This is a genomic window from Corynebacterium sp. ACRQJ, from assembly GCF_022346045.1.
Classification (GTDB): Bacteria; Actinomycetota; Actinomycetes; order Mycobacteriales; family Mycobacteriaceae; genus Corynebacterium; species Corynebacterium evansiae.
In genome coordinates, this window is sequence record NZ_JAKRMT010000015.1 from 25,193 (window position 1) to 40,040 (window position 14,848).

Genomic DNA, 14,848 nt, shown 5'->3' on the forward strand with positions numbered 1-14,848 from the left:
CGCTTAGCGCACCGCCTCGTAGAAGGCGATGGCAGCCGCCGTGGCCACGTTCAGCGAATCGGTTCCGCGGGCCATCGGGATGCTGGCGCGCACATCCGCGGCGCGCATGGCGTGCTCCGTCAGGCCGGGTCCCTCCGCGCCAACCATCACCGCCACTTTCTTCCCCCGTCCCCGGGCGGCCTCCGTGGCCTCACGCAGCGTGACGTCCCCCGCTGGCGTGAGCGCCACCACCTCGTATCCGCGCCTCTGCAGCAGCTCCAGATCCCGCTGCCAGGTGGTCGTCGTACCGGGGAACCTCGCCCACGGCAGGCGCAAGACGTGGCCCATGGAGACACGCACACTGCGCCGGTACAGCGGATCGGCGGTGGCCGCGCCGAACAGCACGGCATCCACGTTGAGCCCCGCTGCGTTGCGGAAAATGGAGCCGATATTCTCGTGGTCCCCCACGCCCTCCAGCACGGCGATCACTCCGCTGGCTTCGGGGTTTTCCTCCAAGCGGTCCAGCACCGCCTCCACGGCGCTGGTTCCTGCGTCCCCTGTGGCAGCGCTCGTCGGCAGTCGATCCGCCGACGCGACCAGTCCCCTGTGCATATCAAAGCCCGCGACTTCCTTCAAGACCTCGCGGGAAACCTCAAACACGGAAAAGGTGGCGTCATCACCAGAAAGAAAGCAAGACAGCTCCTCCTCGATCGCCCGCAGCTTCCCCGGGAACCCCACGACCGCGCGGGTCGGATAGGGGCTGGCCAGCAGGCGCGGGACGACCAAGGTGCCCTCGGCGATGATCAGCTGCTCGCCGGACTTCTTGTCGGAAGCGTTGAGGTTCCGAAAGTCATCCAGGCGCGGGTCGCGCGGGTCATCGATCCGAATGGGCGAAAAGTCGGCCATGGTTAGCCTCGCAGCAGATCCATCACCGGATCGGCGGCGAAGTAGACCACGAACATCGCAGCCACCAGGTACAGCAGCGGGTGGACCTTCTTTGCACGGCCGCCAACCAGCGCCATGGCGACGTAGGTGATGAAGCCCACGCCGATGCCGTTGGCGATGGAGTAAGTAAACGGCATGACCACGATGGTCAGGAAGGCCGGCAGGGCAATGTCGAAGCGCGTGAAGTCAATGTCCTTAATCTGCGCCATCATCATCGCACCCACGATCACCAGGACCGGTGCGGCGGCCTCGATCGGCACGACCTCGTACAGCGGGGTGAAGAACATCGCCAGGATGAACAGCAGGCCGGTGACCACGTTGGCCAGGCCCGTGCGGGCGCCGTCGGCGATACCCGCCGCGGAATCCACGAATACAGTGTTCGAGGAACCGGAGACCGAGCCACCGACGATCGCGCCGCCGCCCTCGACGATCAGGGCCGTGCGCAGGTTCGGCAGGCGATCTTCCTCATCCATCAGCTGAGCCTGCTTGCCCAGCGCGGTCATGGTTCCCATAGCGTCGAAGAAGTTCGCCAACACCAGGGTGAAGATCAGCATGCAGGCAGCAAGTACGCCCACGCGGGTGAAAGCGCCGAACAGATCCACGGCGCCAACCAGGGAAAGATCCGGCATACCGCCCAGGGAATCCGGGCTCTGCGGCACCGCCAGGTTCCAGCCTGCCGGGTTCGGCTCGCCGTCAACGAAGGATGGGCCGGTGTGGGTGATTGCCTCCACGATCATGGCGATGATGGTGTTGGCGACGATACCGATGAACAGGCCACCGCGGACCTTGCGGACAACCAGGGTGCCGCAGATCAGCAGACCGATGATGAAGACGAACGTGGGCCAAGAGGCAATTGAGCCGTTAATGCCCAGGCCAACCGGGACGGTCGTGCCCGCGGCATCCGGAATGCGGCGAACGAAGCCGGAGTCCACCAAGCCGATCATCGCAATGAACAGGCCGATGCCCACGCCGATTGCCGCCTTCAGCGAGCTGGGGATCGAGTTAAACACGGCCTCGCGGAAGCCCGTGATGGCCAACAGCACAATGAGAACACCGTCAATAACCACCAGGCCCATGGCCTCCGGCCAGGTCAGCCCTTCTGTGCCGACGAAGGTGACCGCCACCAGGGTGTTAATGCCCAGACCAGCGGCGATGCCGAAGGGATAGCGGGCGATGATGCCGAAGGCGATGGTCATTACGCCCGCCGCCAAGGCGGTAACCGCGGCCACGCGGGCAGTGCCCAGCTCGTCGCCGTTGATGTCCGCGCTGGTGCCCAGAATCAGCGGGTTCAGGATGATGATGTAAGCCATCGCGAAGAACGTGACCACACCACCGCGGACCTCGGTGCCCACCGTCGAGTGGCGCTCCGAGATGTGGAAAAAGCGGTCTAGGAAGCCACGATCCTGCGGTTCCCCAGTTTTTGTCTCTGCGGCCTTGGCGGCCTGTGCATCTGCCATGCGGAATTCTCCCCTACCGGTTCGGTCCGAGCGCGGAAGCTACCCTTCAGCAGAACCGTAGGCAGCCACCACAATTTGAAACGTCAAGGTATAAGTAACCACCCCGCAGGGCATTTATGCAACTATTAGGTACCCGTTCGGGGCATCCCAAGGGGGCCAGCACTGGCGCCCTATTTACTCGAAACGCGAGAACCCCTCGTCGACGTACACGCCGTAATTATTGGTGCCCTCCCCGAGCTCCTCACCAATGGATTCCTCCACCGTCGCCGAGTGCGCCCCGCAGCCATAATCCCGCTGTACCACGCGCCCGTCGGCGGAGTACTCGTTCGCGCACACGCCCACGCCATTCTCCACGTCATCAATAGGCAGGTAGAACGCGCAGGTTTCGCACTGGAGGTCTGCCTTCTTCGCAAATTCGGAGCGCGGCCCGTAGTCCCCTTCCCGCCAGCGCTTGCGGGCTTGGCGCAACCCCTCGTGCGAAAGCGTGTTGCCCGCCTGCGGGTTTCGCAGGAAGCCATCACCGTCCTGCAGCTTGGCCCACACGGTCAGCCGCTCGTCGTCACGGCGCGGCGGGAGGGTATCGCCCGGCCCCAGGTCGCCAGGCTGCACGCGGTCCTCATAGGGCACCCACTCCGGGGCCAACGAGGCATGCTTTCCGGCCTGCAGGCTGACCTCGTTAATAGTGAGGACCCCACTGCCCGGCACTGTCACCAGCACCACGACCCACTCCCAGCCGCGGTAGCCGGGCACTCGGCTGGCGTAGCGGTAAATCCCCAAACCCTCGCCGTCCGTCGCGATGCCGAGGGCCTTCCCCACCTCGTCGCCGCCTACCTCTTCCACCGCGGCGCGGGCCGTTTCCTTCGCCTCCGCCGAAAAAAGAATCGGATCTGCCTTTTTCTTCTTACTCACCTGAACCATTATGCCTGCCGCCCACTCGCTGTGATGCATGATGGTTGCATGTTCTCTTATCGACGCCACCCTCACGCATCCCTCCCCCAGCCTCGAAAGGGGCGGGTTACTTCCCAGGCGCTCGCAGCTGTAGGAGCCGCGGCTATGGCGTGTGCGTTATCGGCGTGTGGTGCGGACGACGGGGCGTCACCAATAAAACCAGGAACAACAGCGAAAGAGTACGGCGATGCGCCGATGCTCGAGGTCACGGTGGATGAGGTACACCCATGGGACGAGGGTGCGTTTACCCAGGGACTAGAGACGGCCGACGATGGGCGGCTGCTGGTCGGCACGGGACTGTACGGCGAATCGCAGATCTACTACACGGACTTGGAAGGCGAAAAGTCGGACGAACAGAGCCTAAGCAAGGACCTATTCGGCGAGGGCGTGGCGATTCACGGCGATACGGCGTGGCAGCTGACGTGGAAGGAACACACCGCGATCAAGCGCGATGCCCGCACGCTCGAGGAAGTGGACCGGGCCGACTACGAGACAGAGGGCTGGGGCCTGTGTTCGCAGCAGGATCGGCTGGTGATGAGCGACGGCACGGGAACACTGACCTTCCGCGATCCCGAGACATTTGCCAAGACCGGTTCCGTGGAGATGGAGGGCACCGACCAGCTCAACGAGCTGGAGTGCACCGCCGACGGAAAGGTATGGGCCAACGTGTGGCAGACCGATACGATCCTGGAGATTGACCCGGAGGACGGGAAGGTCACGCATGTCGTGGACACCGCCGGGTTATTCCCCGCGGCACAGCGAGACGGCGCGGACGTGCTGAATGGCATTGCTGTGGTGCCGGGCAGTTCCCCGAGTGATCGGCGTTTCTACCTGACCGGCAAGCTGTGGGACGAGATGTACGAGGTGCGCTTCAAGGAGCCGGAGGGTTAGGGCTTGTCCGGCCAGTGAATTAGGATCGGGAGGCGTGAGCGAGCAAGAGAAAACCAGTCCAAAGCTTTCTGCCAAGCCCGCGCCGAAGCTTTCCAAGAAGCAGCAGCGCAAGCGCGCCCAGCGCAAGCAACTGATGACGATGGGGGCAATCGTCGCCCTCGTGGTGGTGGTCATCGGCGGCGTGCTGCTTTACAACCGCTGGCAGGACGGGAAGGTCGAAACGCTGCCGCAGGATCAACACATCACCGCTGTGGTCGATGGTGAGGAGCACGAGATCGCACCTTACTCTGTCTGCGAGCTGGATGATCCGGACTGTGAGCCCTCTGAGCCCTACAAGCTGCAGGTAGGGGACGCCAAGAAAGTAACGATCAAGCCGCCGGAGGATGTGTACGACCACGACTGGTCTCTGCTGCAGATCTTCGACGAGCCGGGCGCTAACCAGGACAACTACTACAAGGGCTACGAGCGTGAAGAAGTCACGCTGGACCTTGAGGCTTCCATGAAGGCCGATGATGGCAGCACCCCTCAGCTAAAGGTCTTGGAGCTGCACTCTATGCTGGTCGGCTTGGACGACAACGACGAGCAAACCCCCTACGCAACCATCTGGTCGATCGAGATCGCCCAGTAGCTCCCTTTGCTTAGGGGGAGCTCCCTGTCTTTAGGGGTGGGTGCGAGGGGGTTTGTCTGAATGAAGTGCGGGGTGCGACCGCTAGTTGTCGAGCTCGCGCGCGATGGTGCGCAGGATCTCCGCCACCTGGCGGGCCTCCTTGCGCTCTGGGCGGCGACCGGACTGCAGTACCGGCAGCACACTGCTATCTAGCAGTGTGATCGTATCCTGCACCATCTGGTGGAGCTGCTCGGGGTTGTACTTGTGCTGCGCACGGCGGGGGCCATTGTCCAGCACCGTCATGGTGTGAACCTGCGGTCCACGGCGGCCAGCGATGAACTCGTACTCGATGCGCTGACCCTTGACCAGTTCGGTGACGCCGTCGGGCAGCACCTGGGAACCGACGTAGACGTCCTCATCCCCAGGGTTGCTGACGAAGCCGTAGCCGCGGTCTGCGTCGTACCACTTCACTTTTCCGGTTGGCATGGGATCACCCTATTCCTTGATGTCAATAGAATGACCTAGGTTAGCGAGAATGCAAGGGTAGAGCAAATCCCACTCGCTAATCACATAAGCCACAGGCGTTACATGCAAATTGTGATCTTAGTCACATTACGAAATCGTAACGAAATGGATTCATTCCTATAAATTCCAGGTCAATAAGCGTTTCGAAAACCCGCCTTAACGTTGTATAAGTTTCGAATCTTGCAAGAAACGTGACACAAACGTGACAAACCAGTACGGTAGCCCATGACCTTAAGGCGAACGAGCAAACGGCTCGACGTCACAAAAGCAAGAAGATCACTGAACTTAGAGGATCGAAGAGATCCGAAAAGACCAAGAGATCTTCGAGAGATAACGAAACAAAAGGCGCCATAGCTAAGACAAGGCGCCCGAAGGGAAACTCAGCAAACATGGCACGTCACGCAAAGACCAGCTCTTTCACCACCGCAGCCCGCCTGTCCGTCGCAGGCGTAGCAGTTGCAGCTACCTCTGCACTGCTGGCACCGACCGCTTCCGCGGCACCGGATTCCGACTGGGATCGCCTGGCTCAGTGCGAGTCCGGCGGCAACTGGTCCATCAACACCGGCAACGGCTACCACGGCGGCCTGCAGTTCAGCCCGTCCACCTGGGCTGGCTACGGCGGCAAGCAGTACGCACCTTACGCATACCAGGCCACTCGTGAGCAGCAGATCGCCGTCGCAGAGCGCGTTCTGGCTGGCCAGGGTTGGGGCGCATGGCCGGCTTGCTCCGCCAAGCTGGGCCTGAACTCCAAGCCAACCCCGCGCAACGTTGCAGCTAAGCCGAAGGCTAAGCCGGCCGCACCGGCTCCGGTTGTACAGCAGGCCGCCCGCGACCTGTCCCGCAACTCCAATGCCCTGGCTGTGGACAAGTTCTACGATGAACTGGTGAAGCGCATCGAGGCGCGCGGCTTCTCCGTACCGAAGGAAGTCACCGACTACTACAACGCCAACAAGCACTCCCTGAACCACACCTACAAGCAGTACTCCGCTCAGCTGCAGGCTGTTCTGCCTCACTAAGAGCAGGTCTGGCTAAGAACCGGGTCGGCGCGCAACAGCGTGCCAGCCCGGTTTTTTCGTGGCCGCTGGCTAGGCGCTCCGATGAGAAGCCATGAGGGGCAAACAAGGCAAACCAGGGTTAATTAAAGAAAAGGTGGCGCGCTTCCCCATATGGGGAGGCGCACCACCTTACTAGTTTGCTAGTTCAGTTACTTGTTAATAACGGTGAACGAGTGCACGTACGGAAGCTCGGAAGCATCGACGGGGAACTCGATGTCACCGTAGGGGCTCAGAGCACCCGCGGTATCAGCCACCAGCTCGGTAACAGCGTGACGGCCCTCTGGAATATCGGTCGGCCAGCCTGCGTCGACATAGCCCTTCTTCTCAACGTTAGCCATAGTTGTATCTTTGCACATCGCAAGGGAAAAGGACACACGAAGTGCTGATTTCCACCCACATCCCCACCCGTTCCGCCGCATTTCCCCACGTCCCAAACCGCCACTCGGCCACTCTCCGCCTAGGCCACGCCATGTACCGCATCCCAAAAACGCTAAGTTTCCAGCTAAAATAGGGCGATTATGCATCACAACTCCGCGAACTCCACCGCTGATGGCGGCTCCCCTGCCTCTCTCCGCAGCGAGTTTCCCTCCTACGGGGACTGGCTGTTCGCACAGACGGATGAAGCGCTCGCGGACCTGCTCACTCGCCTGCTGGCATCGAACCCCGCAACGTTCGTGGAGAACCTCACCGGCAGCAATGCCGCGCTCGATAACCTCTCCGCTGCAGTTTCCACCCCCGGACGTAGCCGCCACTCGGAGTTATTCGCTGATTCCCCCGACCCGGCTCTGCTCCACCTGAACACCCTCGAGCTTGCCGTCTGCCATGCAGCTTGTGAACTCGATGCGGTTCATCACCCACGCACGGTGGCGGAGCTGATCGACATGCTTGGCGAGCTCTTCGACATCGCCGGCACGCCAGCTACGCAACGCCCGAACGAGGACGAGGTCCGCGCTGCCGTGAAATCCCTCTGCCACTGGGGCTTGGTGTTCGGGCCGGACTTCGCTCTCCCCCACCCGGAGCTGCCTGGCACGCAAACCCCGCTGAAGATTCCGCCCCACCTGCCGCGCATGTTCGAGCCATCCACGGAACAGCTCTGGCGGCTGGTCGATTCCACCCGCTGTTCCATCCCCACCAGTGAACTTCCGCAGGTCGTGGACGAACTCCCGCCCCGCCAGCGCCGCCTGCTTTCCACCATGGCCAACGGAGGCGGCGTGGGGCACTCCGCCTCCCTGCACGAAGGCGCGGATCCCTCTAAGCCCCTGCCCACCCTCGTGCGCCAGGGCATTCTGGACCAGCTGGACGATACGACAGCTCGCCTGACCGGCCGTGTGCAGCAGCTCTTGCGAGGCACGCTGATCGCCGCCCCGGGCGGGCACTTCACCGCCGCATCCCAAGCCGGCACCGATGCTTCGGGCACTGCCGCCGCTGACTCTGCCGACGACTCCACCACCAACTCCCGTGCGGACGACGCTGGCGCGGCCCAGGCCATCCAGCTAATCCAAGACCTCGGCCACCTCATCGAGGATCTCGGCCGCAACCCGATCGTCCCCCTTTCCTCCGGCGGCATCGGCACCCGCGAGGTCAACAAGGTCGCCCGCCGCCGCGGCGAGCCCGCCGAAACCACCCTCCACCTGCTGACCTGGCTCGCCCACGCGAACCTCATCGGCCGCGGTCGGGCTACTCCCACCCCGGCCGGCCAGCCCGCGCGCGACTACTGGGCGCCCACGGAGCTCGCCCTCGACTTTCTGGAGGCCTCCCCCGCCACCGCCTGGGCGATCCTGCTAGTCGGCTGGGCCGGCAGCGCCTACGCCCCGTGGTTCGTCGACGAGCCCGACGTCCGCCCCTTCGAAGCCGGCACGGCATCCCACGCCGCTCGCGGCCTGCGCCGAACATTCCCATCGCTGTTCGCTGATCTTGACTCTCTTGGTAATGACGCCCCCACGCCCCAGCCAGCCGAAATTCAGCGAGAACTCTGGCGCGTGCGGCCCGGCGAAGCCTGGCGCACCACGCACACCGCCTGGAATGCGGTGTGGGAGGAGGCTAAAGAGGTCGGCGTGTTGGCGTCATTAAGAAGAGACACAGTGCCCACCCGGGCGATGGGCGCGCTGCACGACGTGCTGAGCGACAGAACAAACCCTGCGGCAAACCCCGTGGCGGATCTCGCCGACGCACTGGCGGAGATCCTGCCCGCCCCGGTGGAGCAGCTGATTGTGCAGGCAGATCACACGATCATGGCGCCGGGGCTGCTGCGCCCGGCCGACCAGGCGATGCTGGCGAAGTTCAGTGATCAGGAATCCGGGGGCATGGCCAGCGTCTGGCGAATGTCCAAGGAATCGGTGGAGCGGGCGCTGCGGGCGGGGCTGGGCGCTGCGGAAATTGAGGAGTTCCTGGAGGCCCGCGCGCTGGGCGGGGCGGAGAACGTCCCGCAGGCGCTGCGCTACATGCTGCACGATGCGGAGCGCAGCCTCTCGCAAGCGACGGCCGGGGTGGCGCAGATGTATCTGAGCGTGACGGAACCCGAGGCGCTGGACCGGATCCTGGCGCTGCCGGACATTGACGGCCTGCGGCTGCGGAAGATCGCGCCCACGGTAGCGGTATCCGCAGCACAGCTATCTTTTGTGACAGATCGGCTAGAGGCGATGGGCGTGCAGCTGCGCTTGGAGGGCGGGCAGGCACACGCGGATGCCCCAGTGCTTTCGCGGGTGGCCACGCCCCCGCGCGAGGGACTACGCGCAACCTTGCACTCGAGCCCGCACTCAGGAGCAGATGAGGGCGCAGGTGCGGACTCCCAAGTGATTGCCAGCGCCATCGAGGGCTTCCGGCGTAGCCACAACAACGCAGATCGGGCCGACGCAAGCACTACGGGCACAGGGGCAGGCCAGCACGGCAATACCCGCGTGGTGCACACCGCCGAGGAGATGATGGCCGCGATCTCGCGGGCGTATTCCGCCGGCACCATCGTGCGGATTAGCTATGTAAACAACGAAGGCAAGCAAACCAGCGACCAGGTCTCAATCGTCATGATTCGCCCGTCCACCATCGCTGTGGTCTCCGAGATCAGTGGCGAAAGCTTCACCGTGCAGCCACACCGTCTCAGCAGCGTCGAATACTAGCGCGCTGCAGAAGGGCTGCTGCGGGCGACCACTGTGTGACCACAGGGCGACTACAGTAGAAGGTTGTCCTAAAAACAAGACAAACTAGAGCAACCCCGACCCCCTTGTGAGGAGTATCCAGCTAGTGAGCATCGGCACCGGCCCCCTGATCGTCCAATCGGACAAGACAGTGCTGCTGGAAATCGACCACGAACAGGCGCAAGAGGCGCGCACCGCGCTGGCACCGTTCGCGGAGCTGGAGCGTGCGCCCGAGCACGTGCATACCTACCGCATCACCCCGCTGGCACTGTGGAACGCCCGCGCCGCCGGGCACGACGCGGAGCAGGTCATGGACGTGCTGGAAACCTACTCGCGGTTCCCCGTCCCGCAACCGCTGCTCATCGACATTGCCGACACGATGGATCGCTACGGGCGACTGAAGCTCATCAAGCACCCCGCGCACGGGCTCGTGTTGGAGACGACGGACAGGGCTGTGCTGACGGAGATCCGGCGTCACAAAAAATAAAGCCCATGTTGGGCGCGGAGATCGACGAGGACTCGGTCGTTGTACACCCTTCCGAGCGCGGCAGGCTCAAGCAGGAACTGCTGAAGGTCGGCTGGCCCGCAGAGGATCTGGCGGGATACGTCGACGGCGAGGCGCACCCCATCGAGCTGTCGCAGGAACACGAAGAATGGCAGCTCCGCGACTACCAGGAGATGGCGGCCGACAGCTTCTGGGAAGGCGGCTCGGGCGTGGTAGTGCTGCCGTGTGGTGCGGGAAAGACGATGGTTGGCGCGGCCTCGATGGCCAAGGCAAAGGCCACCACCCTGATCCTGGTGACGAACACCATCGCGGGCAGGCAGTGGAAGGACGAGCTGGTGCGCCGTACCTCCCTGACCGAGGACGAAATCGGCGAATACTCTGGAGAAAAGAAGGAGATCCGCCCCGTGACCATCGCCACCTACCAGGTGGTTACCCGCAAGTCGAAGGGCGAATACCGGGCGCTGGAGCTGTTCGACTCCCGCGACTGGGGCTTGATCATCTACGACGAGGTGCACCTGCTGCCCGCCCCGGTGTTCCGCATGACCTCCGACCTGCAGTCCCGCCGCCGCCTGGGGCTCACCGCCACCCTGGTGCGCGAGGACGGCCGCGAAGGCGACGTCTTCAGCCTAATCGGGCCGAAGCGCTATGACGCCCCATGGTAGGACATCGAGGCCTTCCTGGATCGCATGTCCCCCGGCGGTCTCTCGTCCGTTCCCCAGTCCCTGCGGTATTTGATTGACGACGCCACCAGGGCATTCCAGCAGGGCTCCGCCACCGAACCCCACTCGGCTCGTGTCCCGTCTCGCGTGGATACTCCCCAGCGCAACATCATGGACATCACTGGGGACTCCACCGAGATCGCCTCGGAGATCGACGGCGCCGTGGAGGGTTTTCGCCGCGCCCACGACCAGGCCATCGCCGTGGACCCGGCGGACGGCACGAAGGCCTCGGACACCCGGACCTTCCGCTCGCCGCGGGAGATCATGTCCGAGCTGCGCCGCGCCTATACCGCGGGCACACAGGTGCGCCTGCACTACGTGGACTATGCGGGTGCCACCAGCCATGACTGGATCTCCATCGTGATGATGACCCCCTCCACCATCTCCGCGGTGCTCGAATCCACCGGGGAGAGCCTCACGATCCAACCCCACCGCATCGCTGCGGTGGACGTGCCGTGCTAGAGGTTATGACGCAAGTTTATTGAATTCCAGAGAATTTCTGAACATCCGGCGAGCGAAGGAAACGCCCGGCCATTTCCACAGCTGGCTGAGAAGAATCTCCTTCGATTACAAGGGACGCAATCGCCAATTCCCCTGTCGTTCCAGCGAACCAGCCATTGGAAAGCTTGCCATCAATTTCTGCTGTACCAGTCTTTCCGCCAAGTGCACTAAGATCACTCAACGACCTAGCTGAACCGTGGTCAATTGTTGATTTCATCATCGTCCGGAGGCTTTGAATAGTTGTATCGCTGACATGCTGGTCTGCCTGTTTATTCACTACTGTCTGTTCGCCTTGAATGAGCTGTGGAGGAACAAGCAAGCCGCCGTTAGCGACAGTCGATTGCATGAGCGCAATCCCAAATGGACTAGCTAGAACCTCGCCCTGTCCAATAGAAGCCTCCACACGAGGAGGTCCAGCCGGTGTCCGCGGCACCGAACCAGTAAGTGTGGTCATCCCTGGTACGTCGAAGTCGGAGCCAATTCCGAGTTCTAAAGCAGTCCGTTGCAGATCATCTTCTCCCAAACGATCCGAAATGACCGCTTGGGTTGTGTTACATGATTGGGCGAAAGCTTCTTCCAGTCGAACGCTACCTAGATCGAAGTCATGATCGTTGGGAATCTTGCGTCCAGCGACGGTGATATTGCTAGGACAAGGTAGTTCCTCATCCATGCTGACTACCCCTGCCTCTAGTGCCGCCGCTGTGGTCACAGTTTTGAACGTCGATCCCGGTGGGAATAGCCCGGTGAGTGCGATTGGCCCTTGGTTATTTGCCTTGTCATTTTGTGCAACGGCAAGGACACCTCCTGTTCTAGGATTGAGCACGACTAGAACTGCGGCACGTTGCTCACTGTCCACTGCTTGTTTTGCTGCGCTTTGCAGTGTGTTATCCAGAGTGGTTGCGATTGGCTGAACTCGGCGAGGCGGCTCAGAGGCTACCGTCGTCATACCTTGTGAACTCTCAGCGCGTATCGACCATCCTGAATTAGCATCGAGCACTGACTCCCAATATTTGTTCAATTCAGCATCCAGCGGAGAGTTAAGAGTTTTGGACACGCTTAAGAGACGCCCCTGCTCCACAGTGGAAATTCCCTCAAAGGTCCTAAGTTGCTCTTGTATCTTCCGGAATTCTTCCTGCCTCAAAGTGAGGAGCACGGTGTCTTCATCCTGAGACTCTCCCAAGGTCTGCTCGATCCACTCCTTAGTCGTTGTGGGAGACACTGGTGCAAAAATCTGGGCCAATTCCTGCGCTCTAGAGGCTATGTCTTTGCGACCTCGTACCTGAATAACTTTCGTCCAGGTCATATATTCATTGCCCAAGCGATCTTTAATTGGAAGATCGTACTGTTTATCTTCAGCAAAAAAGAGTGCGGAATCATCGCTCAACTGAGCTTCGAAGATCGAAGGCAACCATTGAGGCTTACCATCCTGTCCACTAAGGACGAGCCGACCATTGCTCTCCAACTCCACACCATCTTTGGACCAAGTCACATGAGTATTCTGCTTTCCATTGGAAATATCAGATTTTTCGATGTTGACCTTCACACCATGTAGTGACTGCCGAAATTCATGAAGGGCGCGCTCCGGGTCTGGATGATCCAGATACCGTGCAGCCTTGCTGTCATCTCCCGCGTTGAAAGCTTTGAGAAATACGTCTGAGTCTGATTCCCACGGTAGAGCTGAACAGCTGCTCAACATCACTGCGGAGAGCGAACAGAGTGCAATCACCGACTGACGGAAACGATTGTGCTTAGTCATCATGGGAGTGACGTTAAGTGAGACGCATTGGATGCCACCAATATCACATAATGCAATTGTCTCATTTCATTCACATATAGGCGATGGTAGAAGTGTGTATTCAAGTGGCAGAAATTCTAACGAAGAGCGTCCACGAGCAGTCTAGCCACTTCGCCAATAGCACCATCGTGAGTACTCATTGCTTGTTCTGGCACCACCTGTTTCAGCATGATGGACACCACAATGGGCTCCTCGCCCTCAACCTGGATAATCGAAGCTTCACCATGGAGAAGTCCTACAGTGCCCGTTTTTCCATAGATATCAACGCCGCTTGGAGGAAAGCCTGAAGGAACACGGTGACGCCACACCTGCAACCCCAAGAGTTCACACATAGATCGACGTACCGCTGCACTATCGTCTTTCCAAACCTGTTCCAAGTCATTAGTTATTTCCGCCAACGAAGAGACTGCAGAAAACGCTATATCTGTACTTCTCCCCCCTTGGGATTGAACATATTGACGCAATTGTTTCTCCGCCGTCACTAAGCTATTCCGATCTTGCAAGTCATAATGAGGTGGAAACCGTTTAAGAAATGCTTCTCGAGCCCACGCAGGCAGTAGACGCAAAATCTCGTGGGCGGCCACGTTATCTGACACCGATGCGACTTGTTTCATTAAGTCTCGGAGACTCACGTTCACTGCGTCATCAAAGGCAGCGAACCCATACCCTTCGTAAGTTCCTTTGGACGGTGCAACGTCAACACGAAGACGAGGATCCAGATCACCTCGTTGAATCGCTTCCAAAGTGAGGTGGAGGAGCCGGATTTTATATAAGGATGCCACCGGAATTTTCTCGTCTTGTTTGCGTCCGATAGTCACCCCATCGTGCAGTCGCGATGCACACCACCATCCCTCACACCCCGACCGCGTCAACACGTTTTCCAGGGCCATCTCCATCCGTGCAGTCATTGGTTAATCCTTCGACAAATTCTTTCGGCGACCGCCATGGCCTCGGCGCCATTGTCCATCCCACCTCGGCGAACCACTACATCCACGGAAAAATCGAAACGGGAAGGAAGCTCAATAGCATTGTCAAACTGGTGAAAACCGCGAAATACCAAAGACATCCCCTCCCCTCTTCCAATCAATAAGCCCCTACCTAGAGCATCCTCTGAATCATTAATTTCGCAAGACACACCCGACCGAAATAGCTCTCTCGCCAAACCACTGGCTGCACTTGAATTGTCATTCAGGTTCTCCACCAGCAGATTCAATTGAGACAAGGTCTTATCCAACCTTGAATACCCCGGCGGCACCACTAGATCACGTGACAGAGAAAACTGCCTCGCACTGCGGTGAGTACCCAAGGGAACCGGAGCTTGAACAAGCCCCGCATGAATAGCGCCTTCTTCAACACGGGCAAGAATCTCAACAGAAGGCAGTGACGACAAAACTACTCCATCATGCTGCTGTGCCTTTGCTGCAATACGCGATCCTATCTCGCTTGGAAGCGCACTACTGATGGCCAAACGAAACCCGCTTTGCGCACCACTTCGGATACCGTCAATCATCGAATGCATAGTCTGAAGATCGCGATTAATCACCCGGGCATATGGAAGCAAGGTCAACCCTGCCTCGGTTAGTTTCACTTCCCCCGCCCCTCGGATAAATAGCGGTGTACCTACACCAGCTTCTAAGCGCTTAATGGCATTGGAGACAGGCGGCTGACTCACTCCCAGTCGCGCTGCCGCCGCTGTAAAACTACCGGTCTCCGCTAAAGCCACGAAATACTGCCATTGGCGCAGATTTCCCGTCTGAGCAATCATGGGTCTCAGCATAGTGGAGCACGAG

The 14,848-nt window shown here is 60.5% G+C and carries 13 protein-coding genes and 1 pseudogene; 6 read left to right on the forward strand and 8 right to left on the reverse strand.

All coding sequences use genetic code 11. The features are described from left to right. Positions 1-3 precede the first annotated feature (3 nt). The 3 genes from MHX52_RS08305 to MHX52_RS08315 all read right to left on the reverse strand — a co-directional run bounded on the left by MHX52_RS08305 (position 4) and on the right by MHX52_RS08315 (position 3,299). Complete coding sequence (locus MHX52_RS08305) at positions 4-885, reverse strand: RNA methyltransferase (protein ID WP_049049626.1); 882 nt, start codon at positions 883-885, stop codon at positions 4-6. A 2-nt stretch (positions 886-887) separates the two neighbouring features. Further along, positions 888-2,381 (reverse strand): NCS2 family permease, encoded by a 1,494-nt coding sequence (locus MHX52_RS08310; RefSeq protein WP_035005113.1) that lies wholly within the window; start codon positions 2,379-2,381, stop codon positions 888-890. Between the two features lie 174 nt (positions 2,382-2,555). Then, positions 2,556-3,299, reverse strand: coding sequence for a DUF3027 domain-containing protein (locus tag MHX52_RS08315; protein ID WP_065422286.1), 744 nt, complete (start codon positions 3,297-3,299; stop codon positions 2,556-2,558). Between the two features lie 135 nt (positions 3,300-3,434). Here MHX52_RS08315 and MHX52_RS08320 point away from each other — a divergent pair, with 135 nt between their 5' ends. Together MHX52_RS08320 and MHX52_RS08325 are read left to right on the forward strand one after the other, a co-directional pair. Further along, positions 3,435-4,220: a glutaminyl-peptide cyclotransferase gene (locus MHX52_RS08320; RefSeq protein ID WP_239317634.1), complete on the forward strand. Its 786-nt coding sequence runs from the start codon at positions 3,435-3,437 to the stop codon at positions 4,218-4,220. A gap of 34 nt (positions 4,221-4,254) precedes the next feature. Further along, the gene (locus MHX52_RS08325) at positions 4,255-4,848 is read left to right on the forward strand and encodes a DUF2771 domain-containing protein (protein WP_239317637.1); all 594 of its coding nucleotides are present in this window, start codon (positions 4,255-4,257) and stop codon (positions 4,846-4,848) included. 81 nt (positions 4,849-4,929) lie between these two features. On the opposite strand, the gene MHX52_RS08330 is transcribed toward MHX52_RS08325, so the two are convergent. Then, the gene (locus MHX52_RS08330; RefSeq protein WP_034986981.1) at positions 4,930-5,313 is read right to left on the reverse strand and encodes a cold-shock protein; all 384 of its coding nucleotides are present in this window, start codon (positions 5,311-5,313) and stop codon (positions 4,930-4,932) included. Between the two features lie 428 nt (positions 5,314-5,741). On the opposite strand from MHX52_RS08330, the gene MHX52_RS08335 reads away from it, so the two are divergent. Further along, positions 5,742-6,368 (forward strand): resuscitation-promoting factor Rpf1 domain-containing protein, encoded by a 627-nt coding sequence (locus tag MHX52_RS08335; RefSeq protein ID WP_035005122.1) that lies wholly within the window; start codon positions 5,742-5,744, stop codon positions 6,366-6,368. Positions 6,369-6,556: 188 nt separating this feature from the next. Here the strand turns inward: MHX52_RS08335 and MHX52_RS08340 are convergent, their stop codons facing one another. Continuing rightward, on the reverse strand, positions 6,557-6,745 hold the full coding sequence (locus MHX52_RS08340; protein ID WP_005294448.1) for a hypothetical protein: 189 nt from the start codon (positions 6,743-6,745) through the stop codon (positions 6,557-6,559). A gap of 180 nt (positions 6,746-6,925) precedes the next feature. Here MHX52_RS08340 and MHX52_RS08345 point away from each other — a divergent pair, with 180 nt between their 5' ends. The 3 genes and pseudogenes from MHX52_RS08345 to MHX52_RS08355 all read left to right on the forward strand — a co-directional run bounded on the left by MHX52_RS08345 (position 6,926) and on the right by MHX52_RS08355 (position 11,224). Further along, on the forward strand, positions 6,926-9,520 hold the full coding sequence (locus MHX52_RS08345; protein ID WP_239317640.1) for a helicase-associated domain-containing protein: 2,595 nt from the start codon (positions 6,926-6,928) through the stop codon (positions 9,518-9,520). A gap of 124 nt (positions 9,521-9,644) precedes the next feature. Further along, a pseudogene (locus MHX52_RS08350) lies at positions 9,645-10,702 on the forward strand (helicase-associated domain-containing protein); the annotation flags it as partial. A gap of 27 nt (positions 10,703-10,729) precedes the next feature. Next, on the forward strand, positions 10,730-11,224 hold the full coding sequence (locus MHX52_RS08355; protein WP_239317643.1) for a hypothetical protein: 495 nt from the start codon (positions 10,730-10,732) through the stop codon (positions 11,222-11,224). Positions 11,225-11,240: 16 nt separating this feature from the next. Here the strand turns inward: MHX52_RS08355 and pbp2m are convergent, their stop codons facing one another. The 3 genes from pbp2m to MHX52_RS08370 all read right to left on the reverse strand — a co-directional run bounded on the left by pbp2m (position 11,241) and on the right by MHX52_RS08370 (position 14,823). Then, positions 11,241-13,022 carry a penicillin-binding protein PBP2M gene (gene pbp2m, locus MHX52_RS08360; protein ID WP_011273099.1) on the reverse strand — a complete coding sequence of 594 codons (1,782 nt, stop codon included), beginning with the start codon at positions 13,020-13,022 and terminating at the stop codon, positions 11,241-11,243. A gap of 113 nt (positions 13,023-13,135) precedes the next feature. Further along, positions 13,136-13,966 (reverse strand): serine hydrolase, encoded by an 831-nt coding sequence (locus MHX52_RS08365; RefSeq protein WP_035009578.1) that lies wholly within the window; start codon positions 13,964-13,966, stop codon positions 13,136-13,138. Beyond that, a complete protein-coding gene (locus MHX52_RS08370) occupies positions 13,963-14,823 on the reverse strand; it encodes a LysR family transcriptional regulator (protein ID WP_012360809.1) in 861 nt (286 codons plus the stop codon). The genes MHX52_RS08365 and MHX52_RS08370 overlap by 4 nt, the downstream gene beginning before the upstream one ends. Positions 14,824-14,848: the final 25 nt, after the last annotated feature.